This window comes from Hirschia sp. (genome assembly GCF_058892565.1).
The window spans coordinates 50,579-76,889 of record NZ_JBZXVU010000009.1; the positions used below are offsets into that span (position 1 = coordinate 50,579).

19 protein-coding genes are annotated in these 26,311 nt (G+C 44.2%); 10 read left to right on the forward strand and 9 right to left on the reverse strand.

Going from position 1 to position 26,311, the window contains the following annotated elements; translation table 11 throughout:
- Positions 1 to 93: 93 nt before the first annotated feature.
- Together AC5EF3_RS04080 and AC5EF3_RS04085 are read right to left on the reverse strand one after the other, a co-directional pair.
- Positions 94 to 1,602 (reverse strand): aldehyde dehydrogenase (NADP(+)), encoded by a 1,509-nt coding sequence (locus AC5EF3_RS04080; RefSeq protein ID WP_493547128.1) that lies wholly within the window; start codon positions 1,600 to 1,602, stop codon positions 94 to 96.
- Positions 1,603 to 1,676: 74 nt separating this feature from the next.
- The gene (locus AC5EF3_RS04085) at positions 1,677 to 4,442 is read right to left on the reverse strand and encodes a TonB-dependent receptor (protein WP_493547129.1); all 2,766 of its coding nucleotides are present in this window, start codon (positions 4,440 to 4,442) and stop codon (positions 1,677 to 1,679) included.
- A gap of 227 nt (positions 4,443 to 4,669) precedes the next feature.
- Between AC5EF3_RS04085 and kdgD the strand changes: the two genes are divergently transcribed.
- Together kdgD and AC5EF3_RS04095 are read left to right on the forward strand one after the other, a co-directional pair.
- Positions 4,670 to 5,584 carry a 5-dehydro-4-deoxyglucarate dehydratase gene (kdgD, locus tag AC5EF3_RS04090; protein WP_493547130.1) on the forward strand — a complete coding sequence of 305 codons (915 nt, stop codon included), beginning with the start codon at positions 4,670 to 4,672 and terminating at the stop codon, positions 5,582 to 5,584.
- A gap of 74 nt (positions 5,585 to 5,658) precedes the next feature.
- Positions 5,659 to 6,540, forward strand: coding sequence for a LysR family transcriptional regulator (locus AC5EF3_RS04095; RefSeq protein ID WP_015828329.1), 882 nt, complete (start codon positions 5,659 to 5,661; stop codon positions 6,538 to 6,540).
- Positions 6,541 to 6,547: 7 nt separating this feature from the next.
- Here AC5EF3_RS04095 and AC5EF3_RS04100 read toward each other — a convergent pair whose 3' ends face one another.
- From AC5EF3_RS04100 to AC5EF3_RS04115, 4 genes are all read right to left on the reverse strand, one after another.
- The gene (locus AC5EF3_RS04100) at positions 6,548 to 8,395 is read right to left on the reverse strand and encodes a DUF8034 domain-containing protein (protein WP_493547131.1); all 1,848 of its coding nucleotides are present in this window, start codon (positions 8,393 to 8,395) and stop codon (positions 6,548 to 6,550) included.
- 10 nt (positions 8,396 to 8,405) lie between these two features.
- Entirely contained in the window at positions 8,406 to 9,752 is a 1,347-nt protein-coding gene (locus tag AC5EF3_RS04105) for an MFS transporter (RefSeq protein ID WP_015828331.1), read from the reverse strand.
- Positions 9,753 to 9,993: 241 nt separating this feature from the next.
- Positions 9,994 to 10,566, reverse strand: coding sequence for a GNAT family N-acetyltransferase (locus AC5EF3_RS04110; RefSeq protein WP_493547132.1), 573 nt, complete (start codon positions 10,564 to 10,566; stop codon positions 9,994 to 9,996).
- A 113-nt stretch (positions 10,567 to 10,679) separates the two neighbouring features.
- Positions 10,680 to 11,381 carry a copper resistance protein B gene (locus tag AC5EF3_RS04115; protein WP_493547133.1) on the reverse strand — a complete coding sequence of 234 codons (702 nt, stop codon included), beginning with the start codon at positions 11,379 to 11,381 and terminating at the stop codon, positions 10,680 to 10,682.
- A gap of 213 nt (positions 11,382 to 11,594) precedes the next feature.
- Between AC5EF3_RS04115 and AC5EF3_RS04120 the strand changes: the two genes are divergently transcribed.
- The 4 genes from AC5EF3_RS04120 to AC5EF3_RS04135 all read left to right on the forward strand — a co-directional run bounded on the left by AC5EF3_RS04120 (position 11,595) and on the right by AC5EF3_RS04135 (position 17,720).
- The gene (locus tag AC5EF3_RS04120) at positions 11,595 to 13,034 is read left to right on the forward strand and encodes a P1 family peptidase (RefSeq protein ID WP_493547134.1); all 1,440 of its coding nucleotides are present in this window, start codon (positions 11,595 to 11,597) and stop codon (positions 13,032 to 13,034) included.
- A 28-nt stretch (positions 13,035 to 13,062) separates the two neighbouring features.
- Positions 13,063 to 14,241, forward strand: coding sequence for an acyl-CoA dehydrogenase (locus AC5EF3_RS04125; RefSeq protein ID WP_015828335.1), 1,179 nt, complete (start codon positions 13,063 to 13,065; stop codon positions 14,239 to 14,241).
- A 1-nt stretch (position 14,242) separates the two neighbouring features.
- Positions 14,243 to 15,478 (forward strand): CaiB/BaiF CoA transferase family protein, encoded by a 1,236-nt coding sequence (locus tag AC5EF3_RS04130; protein ID WP_493547135.1) that lies wholly within the window; start codon positions 14,243 to 14,245, stop codon positions 15,476 to 15,478.
- A 91-nt stretch (positions 15,479 to 15,569) separates the two neighbouring features.
- Positions 15,570 to 17,720, forward strand: a complete 2,151-nt coding sequence (locus AC5EF3_RS04135; protein WP_493547136.1) for a TonB-dependent receptor — start codon at positions 15,570 to 15,572, stop codon at positions 17,718 to 17,720.
- Between the two features lie 310 nt (positions 17,721 to 18,030).
- Here the strand turns inward: AC5EF3_RS04135 and AC5EF3_RS04140 are convergent, their stop codons facing one another.
- Together AC5EF3_RS04140 and AC5EF3_RS04145 are read right to left on the reverse strand one after the other, a co-directional pair.
- Positions 18,031 to 18,543, reverse strand: a complete 513-nt coding sequence (locus AC5EF3_RS04140) for a hypothetical protein (protein ID WP_493547137.1) — start codon at positions 18,541 to 18,543, stop codon at positions 18,031 to 18,033.
- Between the two features lie 60 nt (positions 18,544 to 18,603).
- Positions 18,604 to 19,980, reverse strand: coding sequence for a peptide MFS transporter (locus tag AC5EF3_RS04145; RefSeq protein WP_493547138.1), 1,377 nt, complete (start codon positions 19,978 to 19,980; stop codon positions 18,604 to 18,606).
- 358 nt (positions 19,981 to 20,338) lie between these two features.
- Between AC5EF3_RS04145 and AC5EF3_RS04150 the strand changes: the two genes are divergently transcribed.
- Positions 20,339 to 21,313 (forward strand): LysR substrate-binding domain-containing protein, encoded by a 975-nt coding sequence (locus AC5EF3_RS04150; RefSeq protein WP_015828341.1) that lies wholly within the window; start codon positions 20,339 to 20,341, stop codon positions 21,311 to 21,313.
- Between the two features lie 26 nt (positions 21,314 to 21,339).
- Here the strand turns inward: AC5EF3_RS04150 and AC5EF3_RS04155 are convergent, their stop codons facing one another.
- On the reverse strand, positions 21,340 to 22,512 hold the full coding sequence (locus AC5EF3_RS04155; RefSeq protein ID WP_493547139.1) for a serine hydrolase domain-containing protein: 1,173 nt from the start codon (positions 22,510 to 22,512) through the stop codon (positions 21,340 to 21,342).
- Positions 22,513 to 22,726: 214 nt separating this feature from the next.
- Here AC5EF3_RS04155 and AC5EF3_RS04160 point away from each other — a divergent pair, with 214 nt between their 5' ends.
- From AC5EF3_RS04160 to AC5EF3_RS04170, 3 genes are all read left to right on the forward strand, one after another.
- On the forward strand, positions 22,727 to 23,374 hold the full coding sequence (locus AC5EF3_RS04160; RefSeq protein WP_493547140.1) for an FMN-binding negative transcriptional regulator: 648 nt from the start codon (positions 22,727 to 22,729) through the stop codon (positions 23,372 to 23,374).
- Between the two features lie 94 nt (positions 23,375 to 23,468).
- A complete protein-coding gene (locus AC5EF3_RS04165; RefSeq protein WP_015828344.1) occupies positions 23,469 to 24,842 on the forward strand; it encodes an aspartate aminotransferase family protein in 1,374 nt (457 codons plus the stop codon).
- Positions 24,843 to 24,853: 11 nt separating this feature from the next.
- Positions 24,854 to 26,302 (forward strand): NAD-dependent succinate-semialdehyde dehydrogenase, encoded by a 1,449-nt coding sequence (locus AC5EF3_RS04170; RefSeq protein ID WP_493547141.1) that lies wholly within the window; start codon positions 24,854 to 24,856, stop codon positions 26,300 to 26,302.
- The last annotated feature ends 9 nt before the right edge of the window (positions 26,303 to 26,311 follow it).

Here is a 26,311-nt window from a genome sequence, read left to right on the forward strand (position 1 = left end):
CTCAACAAACACAGAAACACACGAGCTGCATTGAAGTTTTCACACAAAACCATGAGACACTATCAACACTCAAGACACATTATGGCTTAAGCTCTAGTCAAACACTTCCCTTGGAAGAAGCTCTGAAGGCATATTTTGGAAACAAACTGGGCGTAAGAAACGACGAATCGACATTGTTCCCACAGAAGTAGCCCCAAAGTTAGTGGAGGCCGGATAAGGCCCCCCATGCACCATAGAGTCGCAAACTTCTACACCTGTTGGAAATCCATTCACTAAAATACGGCCGGCCTTGCGTTCGAGAATGGGCATCAGTGCCTTTGCAAGCAAGGCATCCTCCTCACCAAGATGTAGCGTACACGTGAGTTGCCCGACTAAATTTCTAGCGATATCAATAAGTTCGCCTTCATCTTGGACGCGTACAATAATACCACAAGGGCCAAACACTTCATCATGTATTTCCGGTTCAGCCTGCCAGTATCTACCCGTTGTCGTAAAAAGCTGCGCTCCAACCTTACGAGACGAATTGCCCGTTTGAAGCTTAACTTCGACCCCCTCGAAAGAAGACACTTTCTGACATGCCGCATCATAAGCCTTGGCCATGCCTTCCGTTAGCATATTTTGAGAGCTAAAATCCTCCATGACAATCAGAGCTGCGTCGATGAATTCATCAAGCTCCGGCGTATCGAGTGCAAAAACAACACCCGGGTTTGTACAAAATTGACCAACACCCATTGTAACAGAATTAGCCCAAGCGGAACCAAGCTCACCTGCTTGTAGCACATTGGCATTTGGAAGGACAAAGACAGGGTTTACCGCCCCTAACTCTCCGAAAAATGGGATAGGATTGGGCCGAGCAGCACATAAATCATACAAAGCACGCCCCCCGCGAAGCGAACCGGTAAACCCGACAGCACTGACTAACGGATGTTTGACCAAGCTAGTGCCTAATTCCCGATTGTCTCCTTGCAAGAGAGAAAACACCCCTGTGGGTAGCCCACATATCTCAATCGCTGTCGCTATGGCCTCCGCCACCATTTCGCTTGTGCCCGGGTGAGCAGAATGTCCTTTTACAACCACCGGACAACCTGCAGCAAGAGCAGATGCAGTATCTCCGCCTGCCACTGAAAACGCTAATGGAAAATTCGAAGCACCAAATACGGCAACAGGGCCCACAGGTCTTTGAACCAATTTCAAATCAGGGCGAGGTAAAGGGCTTCTTTCAGGCAATGCAGGATCATGCCGCCTATCTAGATAATGTCCGTCGCGAATTGTTTCTGCAAATAGTTCTAATTGTCCGGTCGTACGAGCACACTCACCAATCAATCGTGCTTCAGGTAATCCTGTCTCATCCATCGCAATTGCGACAATGTCGGCTATTCGAGCTTTAATCTGTGTCGATATTTCAATCAAAAAAAGTGCGCGATCTTCGCGCGTCGAATGAGCAAATTTCTCAAATGCTTTTTCAGCAGCTTGAACGGCTTGATCTACCTCTATTGCTGAACCAATGGAAAACGAATTCGCCTTCCCTGTCAAAGAATGGGACACAAAGGTATCTGAAGACGCAACCCATTGACCATCAATATAGTGTTTACCGCAAATCATTCAAAACTCCTTGATTCAAAAAAATAAGGGCAGGCTGAACGATTGGAAGCCTACCCTTAGTTAACGTGGAAGTTTTAGAACTGCATACGCGCACCGACAAAGAACTGACGTCCTGTGTGGTTATATTCACGAACCAGATCTTGGCTTCCGTCACCCGTTACAAACAATCGCTCGTCTTCGTCAGTCAAATTAATGGCTTCAAAAGTTAAGGTGACGAAATCGTTGATATTCCAGAAGGCAGAGGCATCGATGTTAACTGATCCATCTGTAGCTTCTTCGGCACTCCCGTTTCGACCAGGAACAGTCGTGTTATATTCTGAACGACCATTTGCTGAGAGACGTCCCCCATAAACCTCTGTCTCATAATAGACAGTCGCATTCCATGAGTGCTCAGATAGTCCAATCAAAGGTGCAGTAAGTGCTGATGCCCCCTGACCATATTCAGATTCAGATTTAACATACGTATAGTTCGCCTGAACACCTAAATTTGACAGCGCGCCGGGCATGAAAGTGAATGGTTGCTGATAGGCCAATTCAAATCCGGTCAACTCGGACCCATCATTATTGAGCGGCCGAGAAATAATGTAATCATCATTTATTGGGTTAACCCATGTGGCAGCATCATACTCAACATCTGTCAAAATGAGATCCGCAAAAATAGCATCGACACGACCGGATTCGGAGAATGTTGCTACAAAACCATCAATATCTTTGTAGAATAATGTAGCAGCCAAAACAGATTCCGGAGCAAAATACCACTCCACTCCAATATCAATCTGATTTGACAGAATCGGATCCAAGAATGGGTTACCACCACTCAATGTTCCATTCACACCTGAATATGTGGATGTAGGTGATAGCGCGCCTAATCCGGGACGGCTCATAGTACGCCCCATATTTAAGCGCATTTGAACGTCATCGGATAACTCCCAAGCGAAATTGGTAGACGGCAGAACAGTTGTGAAGCTGTTTGTAACGCTTACAGCGACGTCCCCCTCACCCGTTGGAACTGAACCTGCGGAAGTAATTTCAGTCTCAACAACCCGCACCCCAGCATTAGACCTTAGCGGACGACCAAGAAGTTCAGCCTCAGCGCTAAACTCAACATAAGCGCCTTGAGTTTTTTCTTGGATATTGAACGTTCCACCATCCACAGCATCAGGCACCCAAGGGCCCAACTGATATGCGGCAATTGTTGCATCATAGTCAGCCACGACAAAATTACCTGGGATCCCCCCTGAAGCAATGCCTTCTCCAAAGTTTGAAACGGGCAGCAGAGTTGTCAATCCGTCAAGCGAAGTCGGTTCAGTTCGCTCGACCACGTTCGATGTCAACGTATCAATTTCACGATCATTGAAGATAACACCCGCTTTAAGATTAGATGCACCAATCTCCCAGGTAAAATCCAATCCCGCCGTCACATTTTTACGTTTCACATCATTTGCACGAATAGTCGGACCCGTGAATCCAAAATTACTCGGATCGGTAACATCAAACCCATATGTTAGAGATGGGAAATTCTCATCGCCAGTAAAGTTAAAACCCATCGTCGTGCCTTCAATGGCAGTTAGATTGAAGCGATATTGTTCAACACGAAAATCAGATTCAGACGCACCAAGAATAAAATGTATAGACTTGCTGTCATCTAGGTCGATATCACCATTAAAAGCGAGCTGATCAAACTTCGTTGTTGATTCCGTCAATCGGTTTTCTACACGAAGCACTACATTGTCGAATGTACCGGAAGTTAGGGACTTACCATCTTCCGAAATACTTACCTCAAGAGGCGTTATAGAATCAAACAAGTTACGGAATTGGCCCATAAGATTGTATGCATCGCGATAGTTCTCAAGTTCTGAATGAACCACATCAAGCACAAAATCCATATTTGCAGTTGGACGATATTGTAGCGCAACTGCCCCACCAATACGCTCTTGGTCATTTCCAAAATAATCCAGACGCGGCAGGCGGGGTGCCATTACATCATCAAGCGTGCGCCCCTCCGCAATAGTACCATTTACAACGGTTGCAGATGTATCTGCCCATGTGCGCCCATTGTTAGACGGACTCTGCCAACGAACAGAACCAAACCCTTCCTGACGTACTGTTCGCTGCGTGTAAGCAAGTGAACCGATGATACCAAAAGTATCACCAAAAGTATTTGATATTAAAACTGAACCACGCGGATCCATTTCTTCGGTTAGATCATTATAACCCATTTTCACACCACCCGAGACGTTGAAACCCGGCTTGTCGAAAGGCCTTGGTGTGTAAAGGTCGACCGTCCCAGCAATTCCACCTTCTTCTGTGGAAGCTTTTGAAGATTTTTGAATATCTATCCTGTTAAAAAGCTCAGAAGAAAAAACGTTAAAATCAAACGCGCGACTACCATTCAAGCCACCCGATGAATCCAAACCATCAGAGGAAGCCGGAACCTCCATGCCATTTAGCGTCGTGCGCGTGAACTGAGGTCCCAAGCCACGTAAAGTTACCTGACGCCCTTCACCACCTTCACGTGAAATAGCGACGCCCGGCACACGTTGGATTGACTCAGCCAGATTGAGATCTGGCATTTTCCCCATATCCTCAGCGACAATGCTCTCAGTTGAATTGACGGCATTTCGTTTTAGATCTAGCGATTCTTCTAGGCTTTTACGAAAGCCTGTTACGACAATTGTCTCCAATTGCTTTGGAGCATCTTCTTCAGCGGCAACATCGACATTTTGTGCATTCGCCACAGGCAATGAAGTTGATACTAATGCCAACGTTAAGCCTGCACATGACACACTGGAAAGCCATGTTGGTTTAAGCGACCCTCTTTGTTGTATATCCCTAGACATTTTTATTTCCTCCCATAGTTATTTGATTCAAAATAAACACTGACAGCAAAAGAAAAACAGCTAAAACACTATGGATCCATTCAATTTCAGCATTGAACTATCAAACGAAACCACTGCCTGATTAATACAATAATTGAATGAATTGATAACATATTGGCGTTAGACGACATACAATTTTCAAAGCTAAAGTCCTTATTATGATTAGAAATTTCATTTAAGGATTGACGATGCACAATGCTTCTCCGCGTGAAATGGCGCGCGTATTAGGATCTGGCCTACTCTCATTTCCCGTTACTCACTTTGATGAGGCTGGGCATTTCAATAGTACCGCCTATAAAGAACACTGCGAATATATGCTATCACATGAACTCTCCGGAGTTTTTGCTGCCGGTGGAACGGGAGAGTTTTTCTCCTTAAGGCCGGAAGAGGTCGACAAGATCGTTCGCGCAACCGTCGATGTCGTTCGCGGAAAAACACCTGTTATCGCTGGTTGTGGTTACGGAACAGCGATCGCGACAGACTTGGCACAAAATGCTGAAAAGGCAGGCGCTGACGGTATCTTGCTTTTACCACCCTATCTCATGTTTGCAGGTCAACAAGGTCTCTATGATCACATAGAAGCTGTCTGCCGCTCTACAAAATTAGGTGTCATAGTTTACAATCGCGATAACGGGATCATCGACGAAGTTACGCTTGATAAACTCTGCGATCGCAACCCCAATCTTATCGGCTTTAAAGATGGCGTTGGAGACATAGAACTTATGATGCGTATCTATGCGCGCATGGGAGATAGATTGACATATATTGGCGGCCTCCCAACAGCCGAAACTTTTGCCCCAGCATACCTAGAAATGGGTGTGACGACTTATTCGTCAGCGATTTTCAACTTTGTGCCAAGTTTCGCAACGAAGTTCTACAAAGCTGTTCGCGCTAAAGATCATGACACCATTATGGAAGGACTTAAAACTTTCGTTCTACCTTATATAGCACTGCGCAATGAAGGCAAAGGCTACGCTGTATCGATTGTTAAGGCCGGAATGAAAGCTATAGGTCGCCCCGCCGGCCCAGTACGCAGCCCCCTCACCGACCTAAATGAAGATCAAATACAACGCCTAAAACTTCTCATTGACAAAGTTTCCTAATCTCACAACTGTCTGAATATGCAGTTTGAAGCCGGTTTTTCTCGTTAGAAACAACCGGCACTAAGGACAGTTCTATGTTTGAATTCAGTCAACTAAGATGTTTTGTTGCAGTCGCCGAGGAAATGCATTTTGGACGAGGTGCAGAACGCCTCAACATGACGCAACCACCTGTCAGCAGACAGGTGCAAGTGTTAGAACGAGTTCTAGGAACACCTCTTTTTGATAGAACTAGCCGTTCTGTAAAGCTGACTCCTGCAGGGAAACGCTTTTTGGTTGAAGCCAAACACATTCTTAGAATTTCACAGGATGCCGCCGCAATAGCCAAACGTGTTGCTTCAGGTGAAGTTGGCAATTTGGCCATTAGTTTCACCGCAGCTTCAGGATACAGCTATCTCCCTCACCTTATAGATGTTTGCTGCTCGAAACTTCCAAGCACCCAACTTATCTTGAGAGAAATGATTACAAGCGACCAGATACAAGCTCTTGAATCTGGACAGGTCGATATAGGATTATTAAGAGGTCGCTTCAATTTAAAAGGGTATGAAAAGCGCCGCATACTTCGAGAAAAACTTATTGCAGCCATTCCCGCTAGCGACCCTAAAGCAAGCAAAGAGACATTGACGCTTCAGGACTTTCACGCTTCTAATTTCATCATGTATACTCCACAACGCGCTGGGTATTTTCATGACATGTTGAACAAACACTTTGAACGCGCGAATGTAGAACCAATATTTACCCAATACATGAGTCAGATACACACAATGCTATCTCTCGTACATGCAAATCTAGGAGCGGCTATTGTGCCAGAGGCAGCGAGTGTGTTGAAATTTTCGAACGTGGAATACCGGCCACTGGAACTGCCTTCCCACTATCCAGTTGAGCTACATATTGTTTGGAAAAAAAATAACGATAACCCCTGCATTCCTTCACTCCTCAAACACATAGAAGAGCAATAGGTCTGGTTTATCTATCCCACGGAAACAATAGTGTTGGACTATTCTTATATCTCGACATCTGCATCTGAATTGTGATGCTAGAATGCGCTGGTACTTTAAGTCTAAGATACGACTGATCAACCTTCTTGGATTCTCCATTCACCGTGATCGAGTTGATTTGGTGCTCACCATAGCCACCACCTTGAATGACAATGTCTCGATCAAAAACCATTCCTGTGTTCACAATGATAAGCGCCGTCATATCATCAGTCATTTCTGTAACTAGTGCAGCCATATCTTCAGGCAGTCCAGCACGTTTACGCTCTGGGTCGAAATGGCGAACGCGAGCATAAAGTGGAGACCCACCTATATAAGCCGAGGATTTAGACCATGCTGGACGACCAATATGAATTGCCCCCATCGTCTGGTGCATCAGCGCAGTTATAGTAGCTGGATTAGATTTTAAGACGCCATCGGCAAGACGAGTATCGGGTGTTGAAGTATCCTCATGAATGCTATCAACGCACCTGACAACTTGACTAATGTCTTGTCGCAATGCTTGGACCGGCCACGCCTCATTTCGTCCTTCAAGAAAGGCAATCCATGGATGATCCGGTGCAAGTTTACGGTCGCTTTTTTTCATGGAAAACCACCAGATATCTAAGCGGTTGGACTCATTCAAGCCATCTTTCCACCCATACCACCCGTCATCGCCATATTGTGTCGGTGTTTGCAATATACCGTTTTGAGTACGCTTTTGCGCATTGATTTCGTCTAGCAATCGCCGCCATGTCTGAAGATATTTATCTTCGCCCGTCAAAAGGTAGGCATTAAAAAATCCGACTATCGTCCGCAAAACTCGATTTCGGTTAACGCGTTCACCTGTTGTTGTGTCAATCGGGCTGAATCCCCAACCATATGTTCCCCCATACCATTTACCATTGGCAGCCGATCCGATCTCACCATCGAGTCCAATGTTTGATGGCAAAATACCATCATTTTTTTCAGCACGCTCAGCCCAGGCATCTACATATTCCAAGAGCCATTTTTTATACTTCGGCTCTTGCGTTAACATAAAAGCGTTCAGAGCCAATGTTGTTGATAAAAGGTTCAGCGGATGATCGCCAACAACTTCTGTGTACTCCCGATAATGATCTAATGTTTCTTCATATGTGGTTTCCCCATGCTCCATGAAAAAACGATCACCAACTTCAAAACGTTCACCCGCCCAGTCCAACGCCGTCGCATCGCGCAACATCGGGCCTCTACTTCCATTCATCATACTCTTGATGATTTTATGTTTTGGGTCCCAATTCTGAGCAGCTTCATCTTCGCCCATATACAGGCCAGCAAACCGCCGAATACGCTTGGTATTTGCCTGATTATAAGGATCAGATGCTGGCATCACATTGAAAACAGTAAGCTCTTCAGCAAGATGTTGCCAATCAAATTGAACGTTAAATTCCCTATACAACATACCATCGCGCGCAATCTCGATTTGAGATGTCTTTGCTTGGGTAAACTGCCGCAAATGCCCCTCCCAACCATGGGTATAGAGATCTTTCACAACCTCCTTTCCACCAAGTGCATGAAGTTGGGGCCAGTTATTCAGGTTCTCAATAGCGTCATCAGGACCATCATTGGCACCCCATCGCTCATAACAGAGAAAATACCCTCGTTCGTCAAAATACTTATTGTAGAAAAGTACGCAAGCATCAGACATTTCATCTAATAGTTGGCGTTGTAACAAAGCCCATTCTGGAACTTTGCGTTCACCATCAACAGGCATTGCGGGCATTGCCGTAGCCTTCATTATTCCTTGCAACGGCAAACAAGAAACACCAGATAGGAATAGACGTCGCGACAATTGAGACATGTTAAGACCTTTAACCTGCTTCTTGAACTTGAGGAGGAGTTTTGGGGAGAAGTGTTAGTCTTTCAATTTTCTGGACGATCACCAAATAAGCAATCATCACAAGAACACTATGAACACCTACAAAGATCAGTGCATTATCAAAATTCCCTGAATTGCCTACCAGAAACCCGATGACTATCGGTGTCACGATGCCAGCAGTATTTCCACATGTATTGAAAATGCCTCCTGTAACACCCACAAACTCTTTTGGTGATGTGTCAGAGATTATCGCCCATCCTAATGAGCCCATCCCTTTTCCGAAAAAAGCAAGCGCCATAAATGCAATGATCATCCATTCTGCATCTACAACAGTGCAGGCCATTATAGAACACGCCATGGCCATACCTATTAGAAGCGGTGTTTTGCGAGCAATAGTTGCCGAGCCAGTTTTTCTCAATAAAGCATCAGATATAACACCACCTAATACCCCACCAGCAAAACCACACAATGCAGGAATCGCAGTAGCAAAACCGGCTTTAAGAATGTCCATCCCCCGTTCTTGAACTAGATAAATTGGAAACCAAGTCACAAAAAAATAAGTCAGGACGTTTATACCATATTGACCGATAAATATCCCAACAAGCATACGGCTACCCAACACTTGGCGCACATTGTGCCAATTAAAATCCGCACTTTTTGATCCAGCAGATGAATCTAAGCCAGTAATGCCGCCGCCATCTTCGATATAGTTCACCTCTGCTTCATTCACCCAGTTATGCTCAACAGGACTTCGAATAAATTTCCAGAATACAAAAGCCGCAACCAATCCCAATCCACCCATAACAAAGAAAACGCTACTCCACCCAAAAGAATGCACCAGCCACGCCATAAAAGGAGCAAAAACGACTAAAGAAAAATACTGCGCCGAATTAAATATAGCCGATGCGGTTCCACGCTCAGAATTAGGGAACCAATTTGATACGACACGCGCATTCCCTGGGAAGGACGGTGCCTCACACAGTCCAACCAACATTCTCAGCGCAAACAAAATCGCAAATGCTGTCCCGCCGACAAAAAATCCTACAAACCCTTGAAAGAAAGTGAATAGCGACCACATCGCGATCGCAATTGTATAGACTAACCGCGTCCCAAATTTATCCAGCAGCGCACCACCTGGAATCTGCGCAGCGACATAAGCCCAAGCAAAAGCAGACAATATAAAACCAAGTTGAACCGAATTCAGTCCCAAATCACTTGATGCGGCATCTCCTGCTATGGCAAAACTTGCTCTATCTGCGTAATTTATTGTGGTAATTATAAAGATTAACGCAATAATCAGAAACCTAACTCTTGTAGGTTTTAAATCGGCTTTTATCACCTGAACTCCATCTCCTCCGCGATTTCCTCTGAAAGACTAGCATTGACTAGACTAGGGAAAATTATACTTTTCCAGTGAGATTACGCGCAAAGATCATGTGCCGTCAAAGGTCAGAATACTATTGATCAATACAATATCGGTATCAATCAAATTCATAAGGCGGAAACGTCTGCAACATGGTTTTGGTGGAATATTTTTGCTTTACAAATTCAGGCGAAGCGATCCTCTCAGAAGAAGGAATTCACTCCATTAGTTTAGATTGATGGAAATCATCCACTTCACAAATTTCAATCCTCACCACTTTATTTGACAATTTTACACTGTCCTTAAAAACTTTGAAACCAGCCTGCTCATTGAGTTTATGAATTTTAAAATTCGCAACATCGGGTTCAACAATTACTCTCTTAGCTCCCCGATATTGGAAGAGAAAATTCAAGAGAACTTTGAAAACACATTGCGTGAATTTGGGAATATATTTCTTTGCAGGTGCAACCAAAATATGCATTCCAAAATCACCCGGTTTGCATAGATAATGTTCCGCTATTTCTTCGCAAGCTGGATCATAAATTTCTGTCAGAAACATAGGGCTGTTATCTAGATACCCTAAATAAACTTTGGTTCCAATCGGTGCCATTATCGTTTTGTATTCAGATTTAACTTTCTCCAAAGTGGAATTGTTCAGCATCCAAAATTTGGCATATTCCATATTCACCCATGGATGAATTATCTCTGCGTCTTCTTCATTGTTGTACTCAACAAGGGAAAATATTCCAATTTCAGCGATTTCTATTTGATATTCAGAAAAAGAAGCCATTTTGCGTTATATTTCTTCCGCTTTGCGTACTAAAATCGACAAATTTAGAAGCTTGCCCACACCAAAATAAGTGCAATTTTAGACTTCCATCTATACACAGGCCATGGCCCGGATCAAAAGCTTCTAGATACTCCGATAACAAGGTTGTCGAAATGCGTATTCAGTCCCATATCACTTGAAAACTGATATTGCTCTCCCAATTCGAACTGTCTTAAATATCCCAGATGCGCCGACATATCAGACGATGCGCGGTATATAATACGTGCCGCAAACTCCCCGTCAGTCATACCACTCACCTCTTCTTCATCGTCTTGCAGCGCAATATTGTATTCAAGTGCAGTTTGCAAATTCCAACGGGGGGATAGCTCTATTTCGTTTGAAATTATCCAACGACTAAACGACTTCTTCTCCTTGGATAGAAAATACATAGCGTCCAAACTAAAATTGAACGGCAGTGAAAAGTGTCCTCCTCCAAACGCGTATTCGATTATTTCGCCATCAACATAATCGAGCCTCACCCCCATAGAAATTTGTTGTTCGGGAGAGATAATTGAACGCAACTGCATCTTGCTTTCAACGTTATTGATACGTTCCAAGGCATCCACTTCCCCTTCCGCACTTGCGCTCCAAACGGCTTTGCCTGACTCATATTCGACGAGCCCCTCGATAAACATCAAATTAGCATCATCAGCTAAACGTATTTCACTAAATACTGACGCTTCAATGGGAGTATTCGAGAGATGATCTTCATTTGCCCATGCAGGTTCCACCCATCGGCCCACAGCAATTAATACACCCGTATTAAAAAGTCTCATTTCAGATTCCACCGACACCATCAATTAGAAAGGTTGCTCATGAGCCTGATGAGAGTTCGGAACATTTTAAAGCTGATTTGAATGACGAGTGCGTTGCCCTATTAACACCACCCTCATTCGAATTTGCATCTTTGTTGTGTTGCTTCATTGTAAGTAAATTCACACAGGACAGGCAAATGCTTGTCGCCCCCTTTGCAATGGAGTCACGATGACATGTCAAATTTAAAAAAAGCGAGCTACTTTAGCGCTTGCCTTTCAAGTCTTGGATTGTGCATGGCATGTGGGGTTGGACAAATTGCGTCGGCAGAACCAACACAACAGACTAACCAATCACGTTCACAAGCCGAACTTCCGACGCTCATCAATGATGGCTTTGAAGATGCGTCTCGGCTGGAGTTTGATTGGCCCATGCTTAATATTGGTACCGGCCAATATGAAGACGGACCAACGGGTCTAACGGTTTTAAAATTTGGAAAAAAGGTCCATGCTGCTGTAGATGCGCGCGGTGGTGGCCCGGGTACAATCAACTCTGAATTCTTAAATATTGGCTACTTACACCCTGAACTAGATGCCATCGTGCTTGCCGGTGGGTCATGGTATGGTTTGGAAGCAGCCACAGGTGTGATGACTGCCCTACTAGACGACGGTGAAACAAGTGGACATTGGGAAAATATAGGGTTTGCAACAGGGTCAATCATTTATGACCTTGGTGGGCGCAGACTTAATGAAATCTACCCCGACAAACGCCTCGCTCAAGAAGCTTATCGCGCTGCCGAATCTGGCATTTTCCCAAGAGGCGCATACGGAGCAGGCAGATCCGCTGTAAATGGTGGTATTTTCGGCTGCAACGCCAAATCAGGACAAGGTGCAGCCTTTAGACAAATTGGTGATGTAAAAATCGCAGTATTCACAGTTGTAAATGCTCTGGGTGTTGTTACGGACCGCGACGGAAATGTTGCCAATTGCTTCAAAGGACAAGATTGGCCCAAAGACCTTAAAGCAACGGATCTAATGCGCGGCGCACCTGATAGTTTGCGCCCAGACTGGAAAGCAACAGAATCCGAACCAGTTGAAAAAAAGAACACAACAGTCAGCGTGGTCGTCACCAACGTATCCCTTTCTCATGCAGAGCTTAAGAGACTTGCTGCTCAAGTGCACACATCTATGGGCCGAGCAATCCAACCATTTGCAACAGAATTTGACGGTGATGTGCTTTACGCCGTTTCTACAGCCGAAATAGATGAAAGTATCGGTGCATCCATACCAAGTATGGAACTTGGCATCGTTGCATCAGAACTTATGTGGGACGCAATCCTCTCAACAACACCGCACGATCAACCCACACATGTTGCGCCGAATGAGAACGTTAAACTTAGCAAAAAAGCACTCAGTAAATTCGTTGGCACATATAACTTCAGCAATATTGCAGACCTTACAATAAAACTAGACGGTGACACCTTAATTGCCTCCGCAACAGGTGAACGCGATGTATTCGCGGTTAAAAAAGATCACCCTCTAAAATTGCTGCCTGTATCGAAAACTCAGTTCACAATACCAGCAGGAAGATATCCATTCAGTATAGAATTTAATGATGATCAAATAGTTTTAAACTCGGGACGCTGGGAACAAGTCGGCTCACGAATCTCAAAGTAAAAAAAGCATAAAATTTAGGGAGTATAGTATGCCAAGTGTTCCAGAATTCGATTGGACTGATCCGCTTTCACTTAACGGACAATTCACAGAAGATGAAAAAATGATCCGTGACACTGCTCATAAATATGCGCAGGATAAATTGCTTCCCGGTATTGTTGAAGCAAATAGAGAAGGTAAATTTGATCGGCACATCATGTCTGAAATGGGCGCATTGGGCTTATTGGGAGCCACCATACCTTCAGAATATGGCGGTGCCGAAGCCAGCCATGTTGCATACGGATTAATTGCACACGAAGTTGAAGCGGTAGATTCTGGATATCGTTCTGCACTCAGCGTTCAATCTTCTCTCGTTATACACCCTATTTATACCTATGGATCAGAAGCACAAAGGCAGAAATGGTTACCAGGATTGATATCAGGTGACCTTGTCGGTTGTTTTGGATTGACTGAACCAAATCATGGATCAGACCCAAATTCCATGGAGACACGTGCCAAAAAGGTCGATGGTGGATACGAACTAAATGGCACAAAGATGTGGATCACCAACAGCCCCATCGCTGATGTATTTGTAGTCTGGGGAAAACTGGATGGTGTAATACGCGGCTTCGTCCTTGAAAAAGGAATGGATGGGCTATCTGCGCCTGAGATCAAAGGCAAACTAGCCTTACGAGCATCTATTACAGGTGAAATCGTAATGGACAGTGTCTTCGTGCCTGAAGACAATCTCCTACCAAATGCAAAAGGATTGTCGGGACCATTCGGATGTCTAAATAAAGCTAGATACGGTATTGCTTGGGGCGCACTCGGCGCAGCCACAGCATGTTGGAGCACAGCAAGGGAATACACAATCGACCGCCAACAATTTGGTCGCCCGCTTGCTGCAAACCAACTCATCCAGAAAAAGCTAGCAGATATGCAGACTGAGATTTCAATTGGTCAGGCCGCATGCCTGCAAATTGGTCGCCTTCTAGATGAAAAGAAATGCCCTCCTACCGCTATTTCACTCATCAAACGGAACAGCGCTGGTAAAGCATTGGCAATCGCTAGAGAATGTCGAGACATGCTAGGAGGAAATGGAATCTCTGACGAATTCCATGTCATGCGCCACATGTGCAACCTAGAAGCTGTCAACACATATGAAGGAACTCACGATGTGCACGCTCTTATTTTAGGGCGCGCCATCACCGGAATTGCGGCTTTTGGTTAAAATGACCAAAGGTGCATTATCAGGTTTAAAAGTCCTTGATTTAAGTCGTGTTCTAGCTGGTCCATGGGCCACACAATTGCTTGGAGATCTGGGTGCTGAGATTATCAAAATCGAGCGCCCAGAATCTGGTGATGATACACGTCACTGGGCCCCGCCCTATCAGACTTCGGCAGATAGTAAGAATCGCGAAGCATCGTATTTTCTCAGCGCAAACCGAAACAAGGACTCGGTATGCATTGATATGTCGACTGCAACTGGTCAAAAATTGATACGTCAATTAGCTGAAAAAAGTGATGTTTTTATTGAAAACTTCAAAGTCGGCGGCTTAAAAAAGTTTGGTCTTGATTACGAGACGCTACAGAAAATCAATCCACGCTTAATCTACTGTTCGATCACAGGATTTGGACAGACTGGCCCCATGGCCACTAGCCCTGGCTATGATTTACTTATCCAAGCGATGGGTGGATTAATGAGCATAACCGGCCAAGCAGATGGTGAACCGACAAAAGTGGGCGTCGCATTGGTTGATATACTAACCGGCATGTATGCGGCTAACGCGATACAAGCGGCCATAATTGAACGACAAAGGTCGGGAATGGGCCAATATATTGATGTGGCTTTGTTGGATTGCCTTGTCGCATCATTAGCAAACCAAGGACAAGCCTATCATGCAACAGGCAAGTCTCCCTCACGCATGGGAAATGCACACCCAAGTATTGCTCCCTACAGCCTATTCAACACCAAGGACGGTCACATTGTTATCGCAGTTGGAAACGACACCCAATTCCAAAATCTATGCATGGCAATTAACAAACCGGAACTTACCTCTGACATTCGCTTTCAAAAAAATATAGATCGCGTTCAACATAGAGATGCATTAACAACAGAGCTGAACAACGCTTTATCACTCCATACAACACAAGAATGGCTGCAAATACTGGCACATTGCGGTGTACCAATTGGCCCTGTGAACTCAATTGAAGAAATTTTCAATAACCCTCAACTGCACGATAGAGGAATGAAAGTTGACATTTTGCATGATAATTTAGGCGTTATTCCGACAACAGCTAATCCTGTAAAGCTATCAAGAACCCCTGTTGAGTATAGAAATGCTGCTCCCATTTTAGGCAGTTCAACCGAAAAAGTGCTCAAAAAAGAGTTGCTTTATTCAGATGCAGAAATTAATGAGATGCTGAACAGCGCTGATATACAGTCATTTAGCAAGCATGGTGACTAAACAGCACCATTTGTCACAATTTTTACATCTGCCCCAAAAATTGTTTTAGAAACTAGCATCTTCATATCAATTAGTTAATCGGGGATATGAGATGAAACGATCACTTCTATGGTCTGCTGCTGGTGTTATAGCAGCCAATTTATACAGTCCAGCAATGATGGCCTACGCTCAAGACGTGGAAGCCGGAGCAACTGCAGAAAACACAAAAACACTCTCAACTGTTGTTGTGACTGCACAAAAAAAAGCAGAACGCCTTATAGATGTTCCAATGGCCATCAAAGCTATTGGCGGTGAAGAACTAGAAAAACTGGGTGTCACTGACATTCAAGAACTTTCATTTGCTGTTCCCGGTTTGACAATGCGTGAAGATGGTCCAGGAAGCTACACTGTCTTTCTACGCGGATTGGCAAACCAATCAGGTTCGGGTGCTTTGGTCGGCATGTATATGGACGAAATGCCCCTCACACTAGGTGGATATGACCAATTAGCTCCAGTTGCTTTGGACTTTGAGCGCGTTGAAGTGCTTAAAGGGCCACAAGGCACACTATACGGAGTTGGTGCAGCCGGTGGTGTTGTAAGATTCATCACAAACGACCCCAACCTCAACAAAGTTGAAGGTTCAATCGGAGGCGAAGTATATTCCGTATCAGATGGTGAAATGGGCTATACAGGCGAGCTTGTATTGAATGTCCCCCTCATCGAAAACAAATTGGCCTTTAGATTAGCTGCTGCATATGAAGATGGTGGTGGATGGATCGACCAGCCAGAGGCTGGCATTGAGGACGGGAACGGCACTGAACTCACGAATATTCGAGCAAAACTATTATGGGTACCAACAGACGACTTTAGCGCTAAAGTTACTGTTCAAACACATCGCGCCTCGACTGAGTTGGGAATGGGTTATGAAGAAGCTGACCGCACTGTTGATGTAGGTCCAGACCGTAGCAAAGTCATGATCCCGAAAGAATTTGACTTTGATATCTACAATTTAGAAATGTCATATGATTTTGGTTTTGCTGAGTTAACATCTTCAACAACACAAGTTGAGCACGACCACCAATATCCATTTTCCTACATCCCAAGAGAAGGCAATTATTCATATGGGTTTGTTGAAGGAAACGATGATCGCTTTGTAGAGGCTAGTCGTTTTTCTCAGGAAATCCGATTGTCAGATACAGAAGGCATGGTTGAGTGGACCGTTGGTGCATTCTATTCAGACTTAGAGCGCTCTTTGATTGCTGACTATGAGTATCTGTATGCTGTGAATGGTGACCTGAATGAAGGCGGTGGCGTTCTTTATGACGACCTTTATTATGGCTCTGCTGCAACCGCTGAATCCGTTTCAATATTTGCAGATGTAGAATTGAACCTTACCGATAAATTTGCGGTAGGTGTTGGTGCTCGTTACTTTGAAGAAGATCAAACGAGCTTAATTGAATACGCACCAGGCACTGGAGTCGCTGAATCTGCTACATTTGATTCATTCGATCCTCGTGTGTACATGACTTACAAATATGCGGATGAGAAAACCCTATATGCCAGCATCGGTAAAGGCTTCAGAAGTGGTGGATTTAACGCCGCACCGTTTGATCCCTACGACCCTGAAGAAGTCTATACATATGAGATAGGTACTAAGGGTGCAGCTGCTGACGGTAAAATTCAATTCGACATAGCGACTTTCTTCACTCAATACCAAGATATGATCAGAAGACGCCTCGTCCTTGTGGATGGTCAACTTCTAGGAGAATCTAGTAACATTGGTGAGGTAGAGATTTTTGGTGTTGAAGGTGGAATTGCGGTTAAACCAATAGAGCCACTGACTATTAGCTTAAATGCGGCTTATTTAAACAGTGAAATCGTAGCAACAGACGCAACAGATGAAGTCAACAATGTTGGGGATGCCACCGATTACACACCAGAACTAAGTGCAACTATCGGTATAAACTACGACTTTAACCTAGCTCCTGACATTCCAGGTTTCGCCCGCCTAGACTACAACTACAGAGACGAAGTTACCTATATCGATCGTTCAAGTTTCTTCGAATCTGTTCTACCTCAAGCATCAGATAGTTTGAGCCTTTTAAATGCTCGCGTCGGCGTCACACTAAATGCGTTTGATTTGGAACTATTTGCAACAAATCTAACCGATGAAAATGTATCAATTGATCCATACCAAGGTTGGGCCAACGCTAACAGAACTCAACCTCGCGTTATAGGTTTGAAAGCTAAGTACAACTTCTAAACTCCCTTCATTAGCAGTTGCATACTAAGGAAGCCCGGCTATTCAACATAGCCGGGCTTCTTTTATGTTTAGATTATAAATGTGATTTGATACGATCTAGCCTACAAAAAACCATGCTATTTCATGTAGTCGCTCTTATCGTCAGTGCATTAAACCCCGTAAGATAAAGCACATAACTTGTTGACTGCACTGCGCTCAGCAACAACTTGGCTTTCCATTCCAAATAACGAAGAATGAATCAAAGGCCTAGCAATGTAAGATTATTCAGTTGGCGCATATCGGTTGATAAAGCGATTGAAAGTCGACCACTCTAATTCTCGATATCAAATTTTTGATTTAAGGGCGCTGCCTGCCCTCTTGGTGCCCGAACGACAACGAAGCTATGCTCCGTTGCAGCATGACAAGCATTGCAAGTGTCCATCAGAAAATCGTAAGCGTCTTCAAAACGACTCCACTGCCCACTATCGATGACCTCATCAATCTCTTTGATAGGTATATCGAGCATAGTTGCTAACTCAATTGCGTCCCAACCATTATAAGCATATGGCTCAGTTCGGCCTTCTTTAATGTTACTTAATGACTGTTGGATTTTCCAATTATACCATGACGCCAACTCACCATTTTCTGCAATCCCTGCAAAATACAGTTTTGTTGAATGAGTTTGCAGCTCATGCATAACGTCAATTATCCGGTATTCCTTCAAATGCGTCACAGCATTTTCAGGCGTGGATCTTTCACCTTTTAGCATGAACACACCCCCAGCGAGCGCACTTCCACCAACAGCCAGAAGCAAACCCACTAGAAACGTTGAATTACCGTTCATAACAAATCGGGCCCTCAAGGAACATTTGCAAAATTGGCAAAGGCACGAGCACCCAAAAATTTATTCAGCTCGAGCCATTTTATCCATAAAGGGTTTTAATAATACAATCAGCACTGCTCCAGATGAAACAATCCCACCATGTATCAGCCAAAACCACTGAGGTGCCATTGTTTCATAAAGTTGACCTAGCCAACCGGACCCGAAACCACCGATAAATATAGCAAGATAGTACGATCCGATCATCATCGAATTAACGGACGCTGGTGCCACACGCGAGATAAAGGACATAGCAACTGGTCCAATATACAAAAATCCAGTTCCACAAATACAGTGAAATATAAACGGCCAGAACATGTGGATGCCGGCATCCGAACTTGTCATCTCACCAATCACAAGCATCATAAAGGCTAAACCAAAAATCAAACACCCAATTGCAATTTTAATCGAATCCTGAGGCTCATTGCCCAGTTTATTCTGTCGGCGCCAAAACCACAAAACAAGAGGTGCAGCTGCTAAGACGAACATAAAATCAAGAGACTGGAACCAAGTTACTGGGACTTCAAAACCGAAAATAAGGCGATTGACTTCGTCTTTGATCCAGAGCGGATAAACATTCCAAACTTGCGCCTGCGCCGTCCAATATAATGACGTGATGGCCAACATAATCAGAATAACAAAGATTGGTGCAAAATCTTCCTTTTTCAATTTACGTGCGGCTATAGTTTCGGAAGTAATTTTGCTTTTCGGCAAATGGCGGCTACCGGCAACATAGATTGCAAGCCCTACCAGCATCCCAATTCCAGCTATACCAAAACCATAATGCCAGCCATAAAGTTCGCCCAATGTCCCACAAACGAGAGGCGCAATGGCCGCCCCCACATTTATGCTAAAATTGTAAATCGTGTATCCTGCATCACGCCTCTGATCTGAGGCTTCATACAATTGCCCAACTTGCGCAGCGAGATTTCCTTTAAGGAAACCCGATCCGGCAATGAGAAACAATAAAGCAACAAGGAAAGAGACTTCAAAGGCCATAAGGAAATGCCCTATAGCCATCAGCATTGCACCAATCATGACTGCGGCATGCTGACCGATAAATCTATCTCCTAGATACCCACCGATTACAGGAGAAAAATAAACTAACCCAACATATATACCGAAGGTCTGAGAGGCCAAAGCCTGAGTAGACATCGGTCCAAATATAGACTCAAGAAAAGACTGAAAAGCACCAAAACCGGCAACATTACCAGAGTGCTCGGGCAAGAACAGGTGCGTCGCCATGTAAAGCACGAGCAACGCCTGCATTCCGTAAAATGAGAAACGTTCCCACGCTTCTGTAAAGACAATAAAACCCAAGCCCTTTGGGTGACCGATAAATGCCGTACCATCTGCGTTTTGCGCGGCATTTTTTATGTTCGTTTCCGGTTCAAGCTGCATGAGCCCCTCTTAAGTATAGTTTATCAAAGGCAATCATACGAAGCCAACATCAAATAGCCGCTAATTAAACGCTCGGAGGTGCGAAAATGTCACCACTCAGTATTATGTTAGTACCTAGACAGAATGGCCATTCTGGTAACACAATTCAATTCGAACTAAATTATCAGCTTGAATATATGCACAGCTGTCTAATCAGCTAGCATAACAACCAAGCTCTTCGTCTAATTTAATCTGGATAAGCTATTTGCCGACAACACTCTTGCAAGATTCAAATTTCTAGAGAAACATTCGCACTTGTAGATTTCATTATGTGGCTTGGTTGGGATTTAAAAAGAGAGGCCGCCATCAAAGGTAAAAAATGGAAAACCCTTCAAAATTTAATTCTAACCTCCCCCCTTCCAGAAAGTCACTCCCCCCCTTTGAAGCCTTACGAGCTTTCGATGCTGTCGCTAGATTGGGCGGAATTCGCAAAGCCGCCAATTGGCTCGAACGTGACCATGCTGTGTTAAGTCGCCACCTGCGATCAATAGAAAAATGGGCGGGCGTGCCACTTATTGAAAGATCAACAGCAGGAACCTCTTTGACAGAAGAAGGTCAAAAATACCATTTAGCTGTCTCCAAAGCACTCGACAGCATTTCTCACGCATCTTTGGATTTGTTATATTCAGGAACCCACCATCAATTAAATATCTGGTGCATTCCGGGATTTGCAACAAACTGGCTTTCTCTTCATCTGTCTTCAATGGAAACAACAAATAGTGACGTCGACTTACAACTGCGTCCATCAGTCGATTCCCCGGATTTTCTATCACATGAAGCTGATGCTGATATTCGCGTGCAACGTAATTATGGCGAACAAGAAGTGCTTGCCGACCACTTACAAGCAGTTCCACTCGCGGTTTTACCAATTATACCCGTCGCCAATCGCAAATATTTGGAATCTCTCACGGAGATAGAAACGCCGGCCCATTTATTAGAACACCACCTGCTACATGAGCGCTCAACATCGACTTGGGAGACATGGCTAAAATCTCACAATGTACCGTGCGACAATACTCTAAAGGGAATAAAACTCTGGCAGGGAGATTTGACGTTGGATGCCGCACGCCACGGCCAAGGTATAGTTTTAACAAACCCGCTGGTTGCGTCGCGCTTTATCGAACGCGGTGAGTTGATTGAAATTGGAAAAGACAATCCCAATTTCCCAACACGAACAGCCAGCTATGTCATGATTGCACGAAAAGATCGCTGGAACGAACCCGTTTTGCGACGCTTTCGAAACTGGATGCACCGCACGATCCGCAAGGAATTGCCGCTCTACACGCCCAAATAGAGCAACACCTCAAATTCTAAAATGCACTAAAAATTATTCTTAAGTGCATTGAAAAAATCATTGTCCAAAATAGCTTCCGAATGCATCGGTTTCGAGCGTGCGCTCGCAACCGAAATGATTAGCTGGCGCGTCGGGTTTATATAAATATATTGCCCAAAAATACCCCTTGCACTGAATGCTTTTTCTTTGAAACTTCCGCTTTCGTCTGGCACCGGCCACCACATATATCCGTAGTTTAGTGTCTCTCCACCGACGATCCGAGGAGACGTGGATTCAGCGGTCCAATTTTCCGGTAATGTCGGCTCTCCATTTATTTTCCCATCCTGCAACATATAAATTCCAAGTCGAGAAAAATCTCGTAAAGTCGCACAGATCCCACACCCAGCCACCTCTAAACCATCGACAGAGTCAAGCCACCACATACCCTCTTTTTCCATCCCCATTGGAATCCAGATACGACGCGACAAATAGTCAGACAACCACTCTCCTGTTGCAGCTTTCAGCAATGCGCCAACAACAAAAGTGTCTGCAAAACTATAATTGAAATGCGTGCCGGGTTCATGCTGTCGCTTCGTCTTGCAGATATAATCCATTATCAAACCAGGCTTTTGCTCCACCTGATAATCCAACATAATCCGCCTATCCGAATTTGGGTCTGTGTGCTGATCATTCCAAGCAACGCCAGATGTCATTTGCATCAAATGACGGATACTAACGCCATCATATGCACTACCTTTTAGTTCAGGAAGATATTCAACGAGCTGCTCATCTACGTTCTTTATAAAGCCGTCCTTAATAGCAACACCCACAAGAGTTGTTGCAACAGATTTAGCCATTGACATGGATACCCACAGAGAATCCGCAGTATTTCCACTCTCATAGTGCTCGCACACAACTTTGCCTTGAGAGTATACTAACAGTCCAGCAACTCTGTTTTTCGAAATATAGTCAAAAATATCGTTTTGAGAGCTATTCAACTGAAACTCTAACGCTTCGGCAGGCTGCAAAGATTCCTTTAAAATCTTCTTTTTACCCATAGGAATCTTGCGTGTCGGGAAAATCTTGTGGGAATTGCGAAACGTTGATGCTTGCAAATTGGGCATCATCTTACCCGCATAGAGATTGACAATATCTCCGAGTGGTTCTGCAACTAACGCATTAGAGAGCTTTGGCTGAGTTTCACGTTCTGGCTTTATCATTCTCATCTCGGAACATTTCTGACTTGCAATTCTAAATTTCTATCAGCCTACATTTCACATCAGCAAAATTTCAGGTGCAAAAGGATTGTTCGCCGGTGCTTAATTTGCACCGACCCTTCCAAAATTCGCGTCTGTAAATATGTGCTAATTTTTTGAAATCTGATCACAATCAAATTGTTGCAACTTCAGCTTAGCCAGAAAGTTTATAGCAAATATGCCGGAACTATTCGTACCTGATATTTTTCAGAATGATGCACCTCTAGAGGTTATTCGGAACTTTCCGTTAGCACAGTTAATATGCTCAAATAATGATGGTATAATGGCAACCGCATCACCGATAATTATCGATGACACTCGCGGGAATTCTGATGACCTCATACTTATAGGCCACATGGCTAAGGCAAATCACCAATCCACATTCATGCAATCAGGACAGAATATTTTAGCTGTTTTCAGCAGCCCAAACGCATATATTTCTCCCGATTGGTATAAAGAAAGAAAAACTGTTCCTACCTGGGATTATCAAAGCGTCCATATAAATGGTGCGATAAATATTTTTGACGACCATAATCAACACTTAGATGTTCTATCCAAAACAATTGCTCATGTAGAAAGATATAAAGACACCCCTTGGACAATGGAAAAAGCACCAGAAGGAAAAGTGGAAAGCTTGCTACCCCGTATCATATCCTTTGAAATAGTCGTCGAGCGCATTCAAGCAATATCTAGACTCAGCCAAATGCAGACAATTGTAGATCGCCATAGTGTCATTGAAGGTCTTAGAACCCGCAACCAATATGGTGACCTTGACGTCGCATCTTTGATCGAAGCGCAAATGAACGCACCATCAGGTGGTGATTAATTTACACCACCCGAACCGCTAAAATCAACTTGAACACTTGCTGTTTCAGTCGCACGGTCGTTGAAAATTATTCTTGATAAAAAGGATGCTTACAATGCTCCGTTCCAATAAAACGACAGAAGAGTGGCAAGCCCTAGATGCGGCCCATCACGTACACCCATTTTGTGATCACAAATCACTAAAAGAAAATGGGGTAAAAGTTATAGTAAAAGGTGAAGGGAGCCACTTGTGGGATTCTGATGGGAATAAAATCCTTGATGGAATGGCCGGTTTGTGGTGCGTGAATGTTGGTTATGGCCGTAAAGATCTCACAGAAGTGGCCGCGCGCCAAATGGATGAGCTCCCCTACTACAACACATTTTTCCAGTGTTCATCTCCACCTCAAATAGAATTAGCGAATAAATTATCTGAGGTAACGCCAGAGCATATCAACCATTTTTTCTACGCCAATTCAGGCTCAGAAGCGAATGACTCTATCATCAAATTCATTCGATTATATTGGGACCAAAAAGGCAAACCTGAAAAGCGCACAATTATCGGGCGCAATTTAGGTTATCATGGGAGCACGATTGCTGCGACCAGTTTAAGTGGAATGGGCGCTATGAAAAAACTAGGTGGTAATTACCTACCTGAGTTTGAGCACATTCTAGAACCGCATTACTATATGCATGGTAATGGCATGACTGAAGAAGAATTTGGTCTGTATGCAGCCAATCAATTGGAAGAAAAAATACTAGAAATCGGCGCAGACAAAGTCGGTGCGTTTTTCGGTGAACCCGTACAGGGTGCCGGAGGCGTTATCGACCCTCCAGCAAACTATTGGCCACGCATTCAAGAGATTTGCACGAAATACAACATACTTCTTGTCTGTGATGAGGTTATCTGTGGCTTTGGACGTCTCGGCACATGGTTTGGTCAAAATTTCTATGGCATCAAGCCGGACATCATGACCATGGCGAAGGGTTTGTCCTCAGGATACATGCCTATCTCTGCCATTGGGTTTAGCGACGACGTGTATGAAGCATTGCACTATTCAGGTGTTCTTGCGAATGGATACACCTATTCAGGCCACCCAGTTTCGTGTGCAGTCGCCCTAAAAAACATCCAAATTTTACAGGATGAAAAAATTATAGACCGTGTTGCGAGCGAAGCTGTACCAGCTTTCCGTGAAGGCTTAAAATCCCTTTCAAAAAATCACTCCATTATTGGTGAAGTGAGAGGACAAGGACTACTAGCCGGAATCCAACTCATGAAGAATGCGGCTGATAAAGTTCAGTTTGAAGTTGAAGAGCAAGCAGCCAATATTTGCCGTGACATCGCCATTAAACATGGACTGATAATGCGTGCTGTAGACCGCACTATGGTTGTTTGTCCTCCGCTTGTCATCACGCCATCTGAAATCACTGAATTCCTAGAAAAAGCAGATGCAGCTTTGACAGAAACTGAAGCCTATTTCGGTTTGCGATAAGGGACGGCGTAATGATTAGCCAACAGACAAGTGAGTTGTTGACGCAAATTAATTCTTATTGCGAAACAAACAAAACTGAAGCGAACTTTCCAGTCCGCAATCCTGCCACTGGTGAAGAAATTACTGTGGTGCCTGAGTGCACCGCAGATATCACCAGAGCCTTCATAAAGCGAGCAAAAGCTGCCCAACCTGATTGGGCAGCGCTCACAGCTCAACAACGCGCAAACATTTTGAAAAAATGGCATGCGCTTATCCTACAAAACCAAGATGCACTCGGCGAATTATTGACCTTAGAACAAGGAAAACCGATTGCGGAAGCCAAAGGTGAGATAGGTTTTGGCGCAAGTTTTATTGAGTGGTTTGCTGAAGAAGGTAAGCGTGCTTATGGTGACATTGTTCCACCCAACATGCCGGACAAACGCTTATTGGTGATAAAACAACCGATAGGTGTTGTAGGAGCTATAACGCCTTGGAACTTCCCCAATGCGATGATCACACGCAAAGTCGCTCCCGCATTGGCGGCTGGGTGTTCAATTATCTTAAAACCTTCAGAAGACACCCCTCTTTCTGCAATTGCTCTGCGCTTACTTGCGAGCGAAGCTGGGATACCTGAAGATATCTTCCAGATTGTTACATCCAGCCACGGTGCTGAAATTGGTGAAGTCCTAACCTCGCATGAAGACATCCGTAAGATTTCCTTCACAGGCTCTACGCAAGTTGGAAAACTCCTCATGCGTCAAAGCGCGGATACACTGAAAAAGTTATCTCTAGAACTTGGAGGTAACGCGCCTTTTATCGTATTCAACGATGCCGACATTGATGGCGCGGTAAGCGCGGCAATGATATCAAAATTCCGCAATTCTGGTCAGACATGCGTATGTGCCAACCGTATTCTTGTTCAGTCAGGTGTTTACGAAACATTCGTTGAAAAGTTCAAAACGGCAATCGCCAAACTTCAAATTGGAAATGGTCTTTCAAAAGAAACCAGCCTTGGACCAGTTATAAATCAAAAAGCTTTTGAAAAAGTGAGCCGTTTGATCAAAGATGCCGAGGACAAAGGTGCAGAAGTCACACGTTTGCACACCTCCCTCCCCGAAGGTAATTTCATAGCGCCAACGATGATATCTAACGTGACCGATGAAATGGACATTTCCAGCGAAGAGATATTTGGACCTGTCGCACCTATCTTTTCATTTGAAACAGAAGAAGAAGCGATCACAATCGCCAACTCAACCCAATATGGATTGGCTTCTTATTTCTGGACCAAAGATCTCGCACGTGCTTGGCGCGTATCTGAAAAACTAGAAACAGGCATGGTGGGTCTAAACCAAGGTTTGATTTCCAGTGAAGCAGCTCCATTTGGCGGCATTAAAGAGTCTGGCATGGGGCGCGAAGGCTCTAAATATGGGCTCGATGACTATCTTGAAATTAAATACATTTCTATGGGTGGAATAGCTTAGGCTTCCTTC

Coding starts and splice junctions, on each gene's coding strand:
- AC5EF3_RS04095 (WP_015828329.1), top strand. CDS start 5,659: ATGTTTGAATTCAGTCAACTAAGATGTTTTGTTGCAGTCGCCGAGGAA.
- AC5EF3_RS04120 (WP_493547134.1), top strand. CDS start 11,595: ATGTCAAATTTAAAAAAAGCGAGCTACTTTAGCGCTTGCCTTTCAAGT.
- AC5EF3_RS04170 (WP_493547141.1), top strand. CDS start 24,854: ATGATTAGCCAACAGACAAGTGAGTTGTTGACGCAAATTAATTCTTAT.
- AC5EF3_RS04150 (WP_015828341.1), top strand. CDS start 20,339: ATGGAAAACCCTTCAAAATTTAATTCTAACCTCCCCCCTTCCAGAAAG.
- AC5EF3_RS04080 (WP_493547128.1), bottom strand. CDS start 1,602: ATGATTTGCGGTAAACACTATATTGATGGTCAATGGGTTGCGTCTTCA.
- AC5EF3_RS04145 (WP_493547138.1), bottom strand. CDS start 19,980: ATGCAGCTTGAACCGGAAACGAACATAAAAAATGCCGCGCAAAACGCA.
- AC5EF3_RS04155 (WP_493547139.1), bottom strand. CDS start 22,512: ATGATAAAGCCAGAACGTGAAACTCAGCCAAAGCTCTCTAATGCGTTA.
- AC5EF3_RS04125 (WP_015828335.1), top strand. CDS start 13,063: ATGCCAAGTGTTCCAGAATTCGATTGGACTGATCCGCTTTCACTTAAC.
- kdgD (WP_493547130.1), top strand. CDS start 4,670: ATGCACAATGCTTCTCCGCGTGAAATGGCGCGCGTATTAGGATCTGGC.
- AC5EF3_RS04135 (WP_493547136.1), top strand. CDS start 15,570: ATGAAACGATCACTTCTATGGTCTGCTGCTGGTGTTATAGCAGCCAAT.
- AC5EF3_RS04110 (WP_493547132.1), bottom strand. CDS start 10,566: ATGGCTTCTTTTTCTGAATATCAAATAGAAATCGCTGAAATTGGAATA.
- AC5EF3_RS04160 (WP_493547140.1), top strand. CDS start 22,727: ATGCCGGAACTATTCGTACCTGATATTTTTCAGAATGATGCACCTCTA.
- AC5EF3_RS04130 (WP_493547135.1), top strand. CDS start 14,243: ATGACCAAAGGTGCATTATCAGGTTTAAAAGTCCTTGATTTAAGTCGT.
- AC5EF3_RS04100 (WP_493547131.1), bottom strand. CDS start 8,395: ATGTCTCAATTGTCGCGACGTCTATTCCTATCTGGTGTTTCTTGTTTG.
- AC5EF3_RS04165 (WP_015828344.1), top strand. CDS start 23,469: ATGCTCCGTTCCAATAAAACGACAGAAGAGTGGCAAGCCCTAGATGCG.
- AC5EF3_RS04085 (WP_493547129.1), bottom strand. CDS start 4,442: ATGTCTAGGGATATACAACAAAGAGGGTCGCTTAAACCAACATGGCTT.
- AC5EF3_RS04140 (WP_493547137.1), bottom strand. CDS start 18,543: ATGAACGGTAATTCAACGTTTCTAGTGGGTTTGCTTCTGGCTGTTGGT.
- AC5EF3_RS04115 (WP_493547133.1), bottom strand. CDS start 11,381: ATGAGACTTTTTAATACGGGTGTATTAATTGCTGTGGGCCGATGGGTG.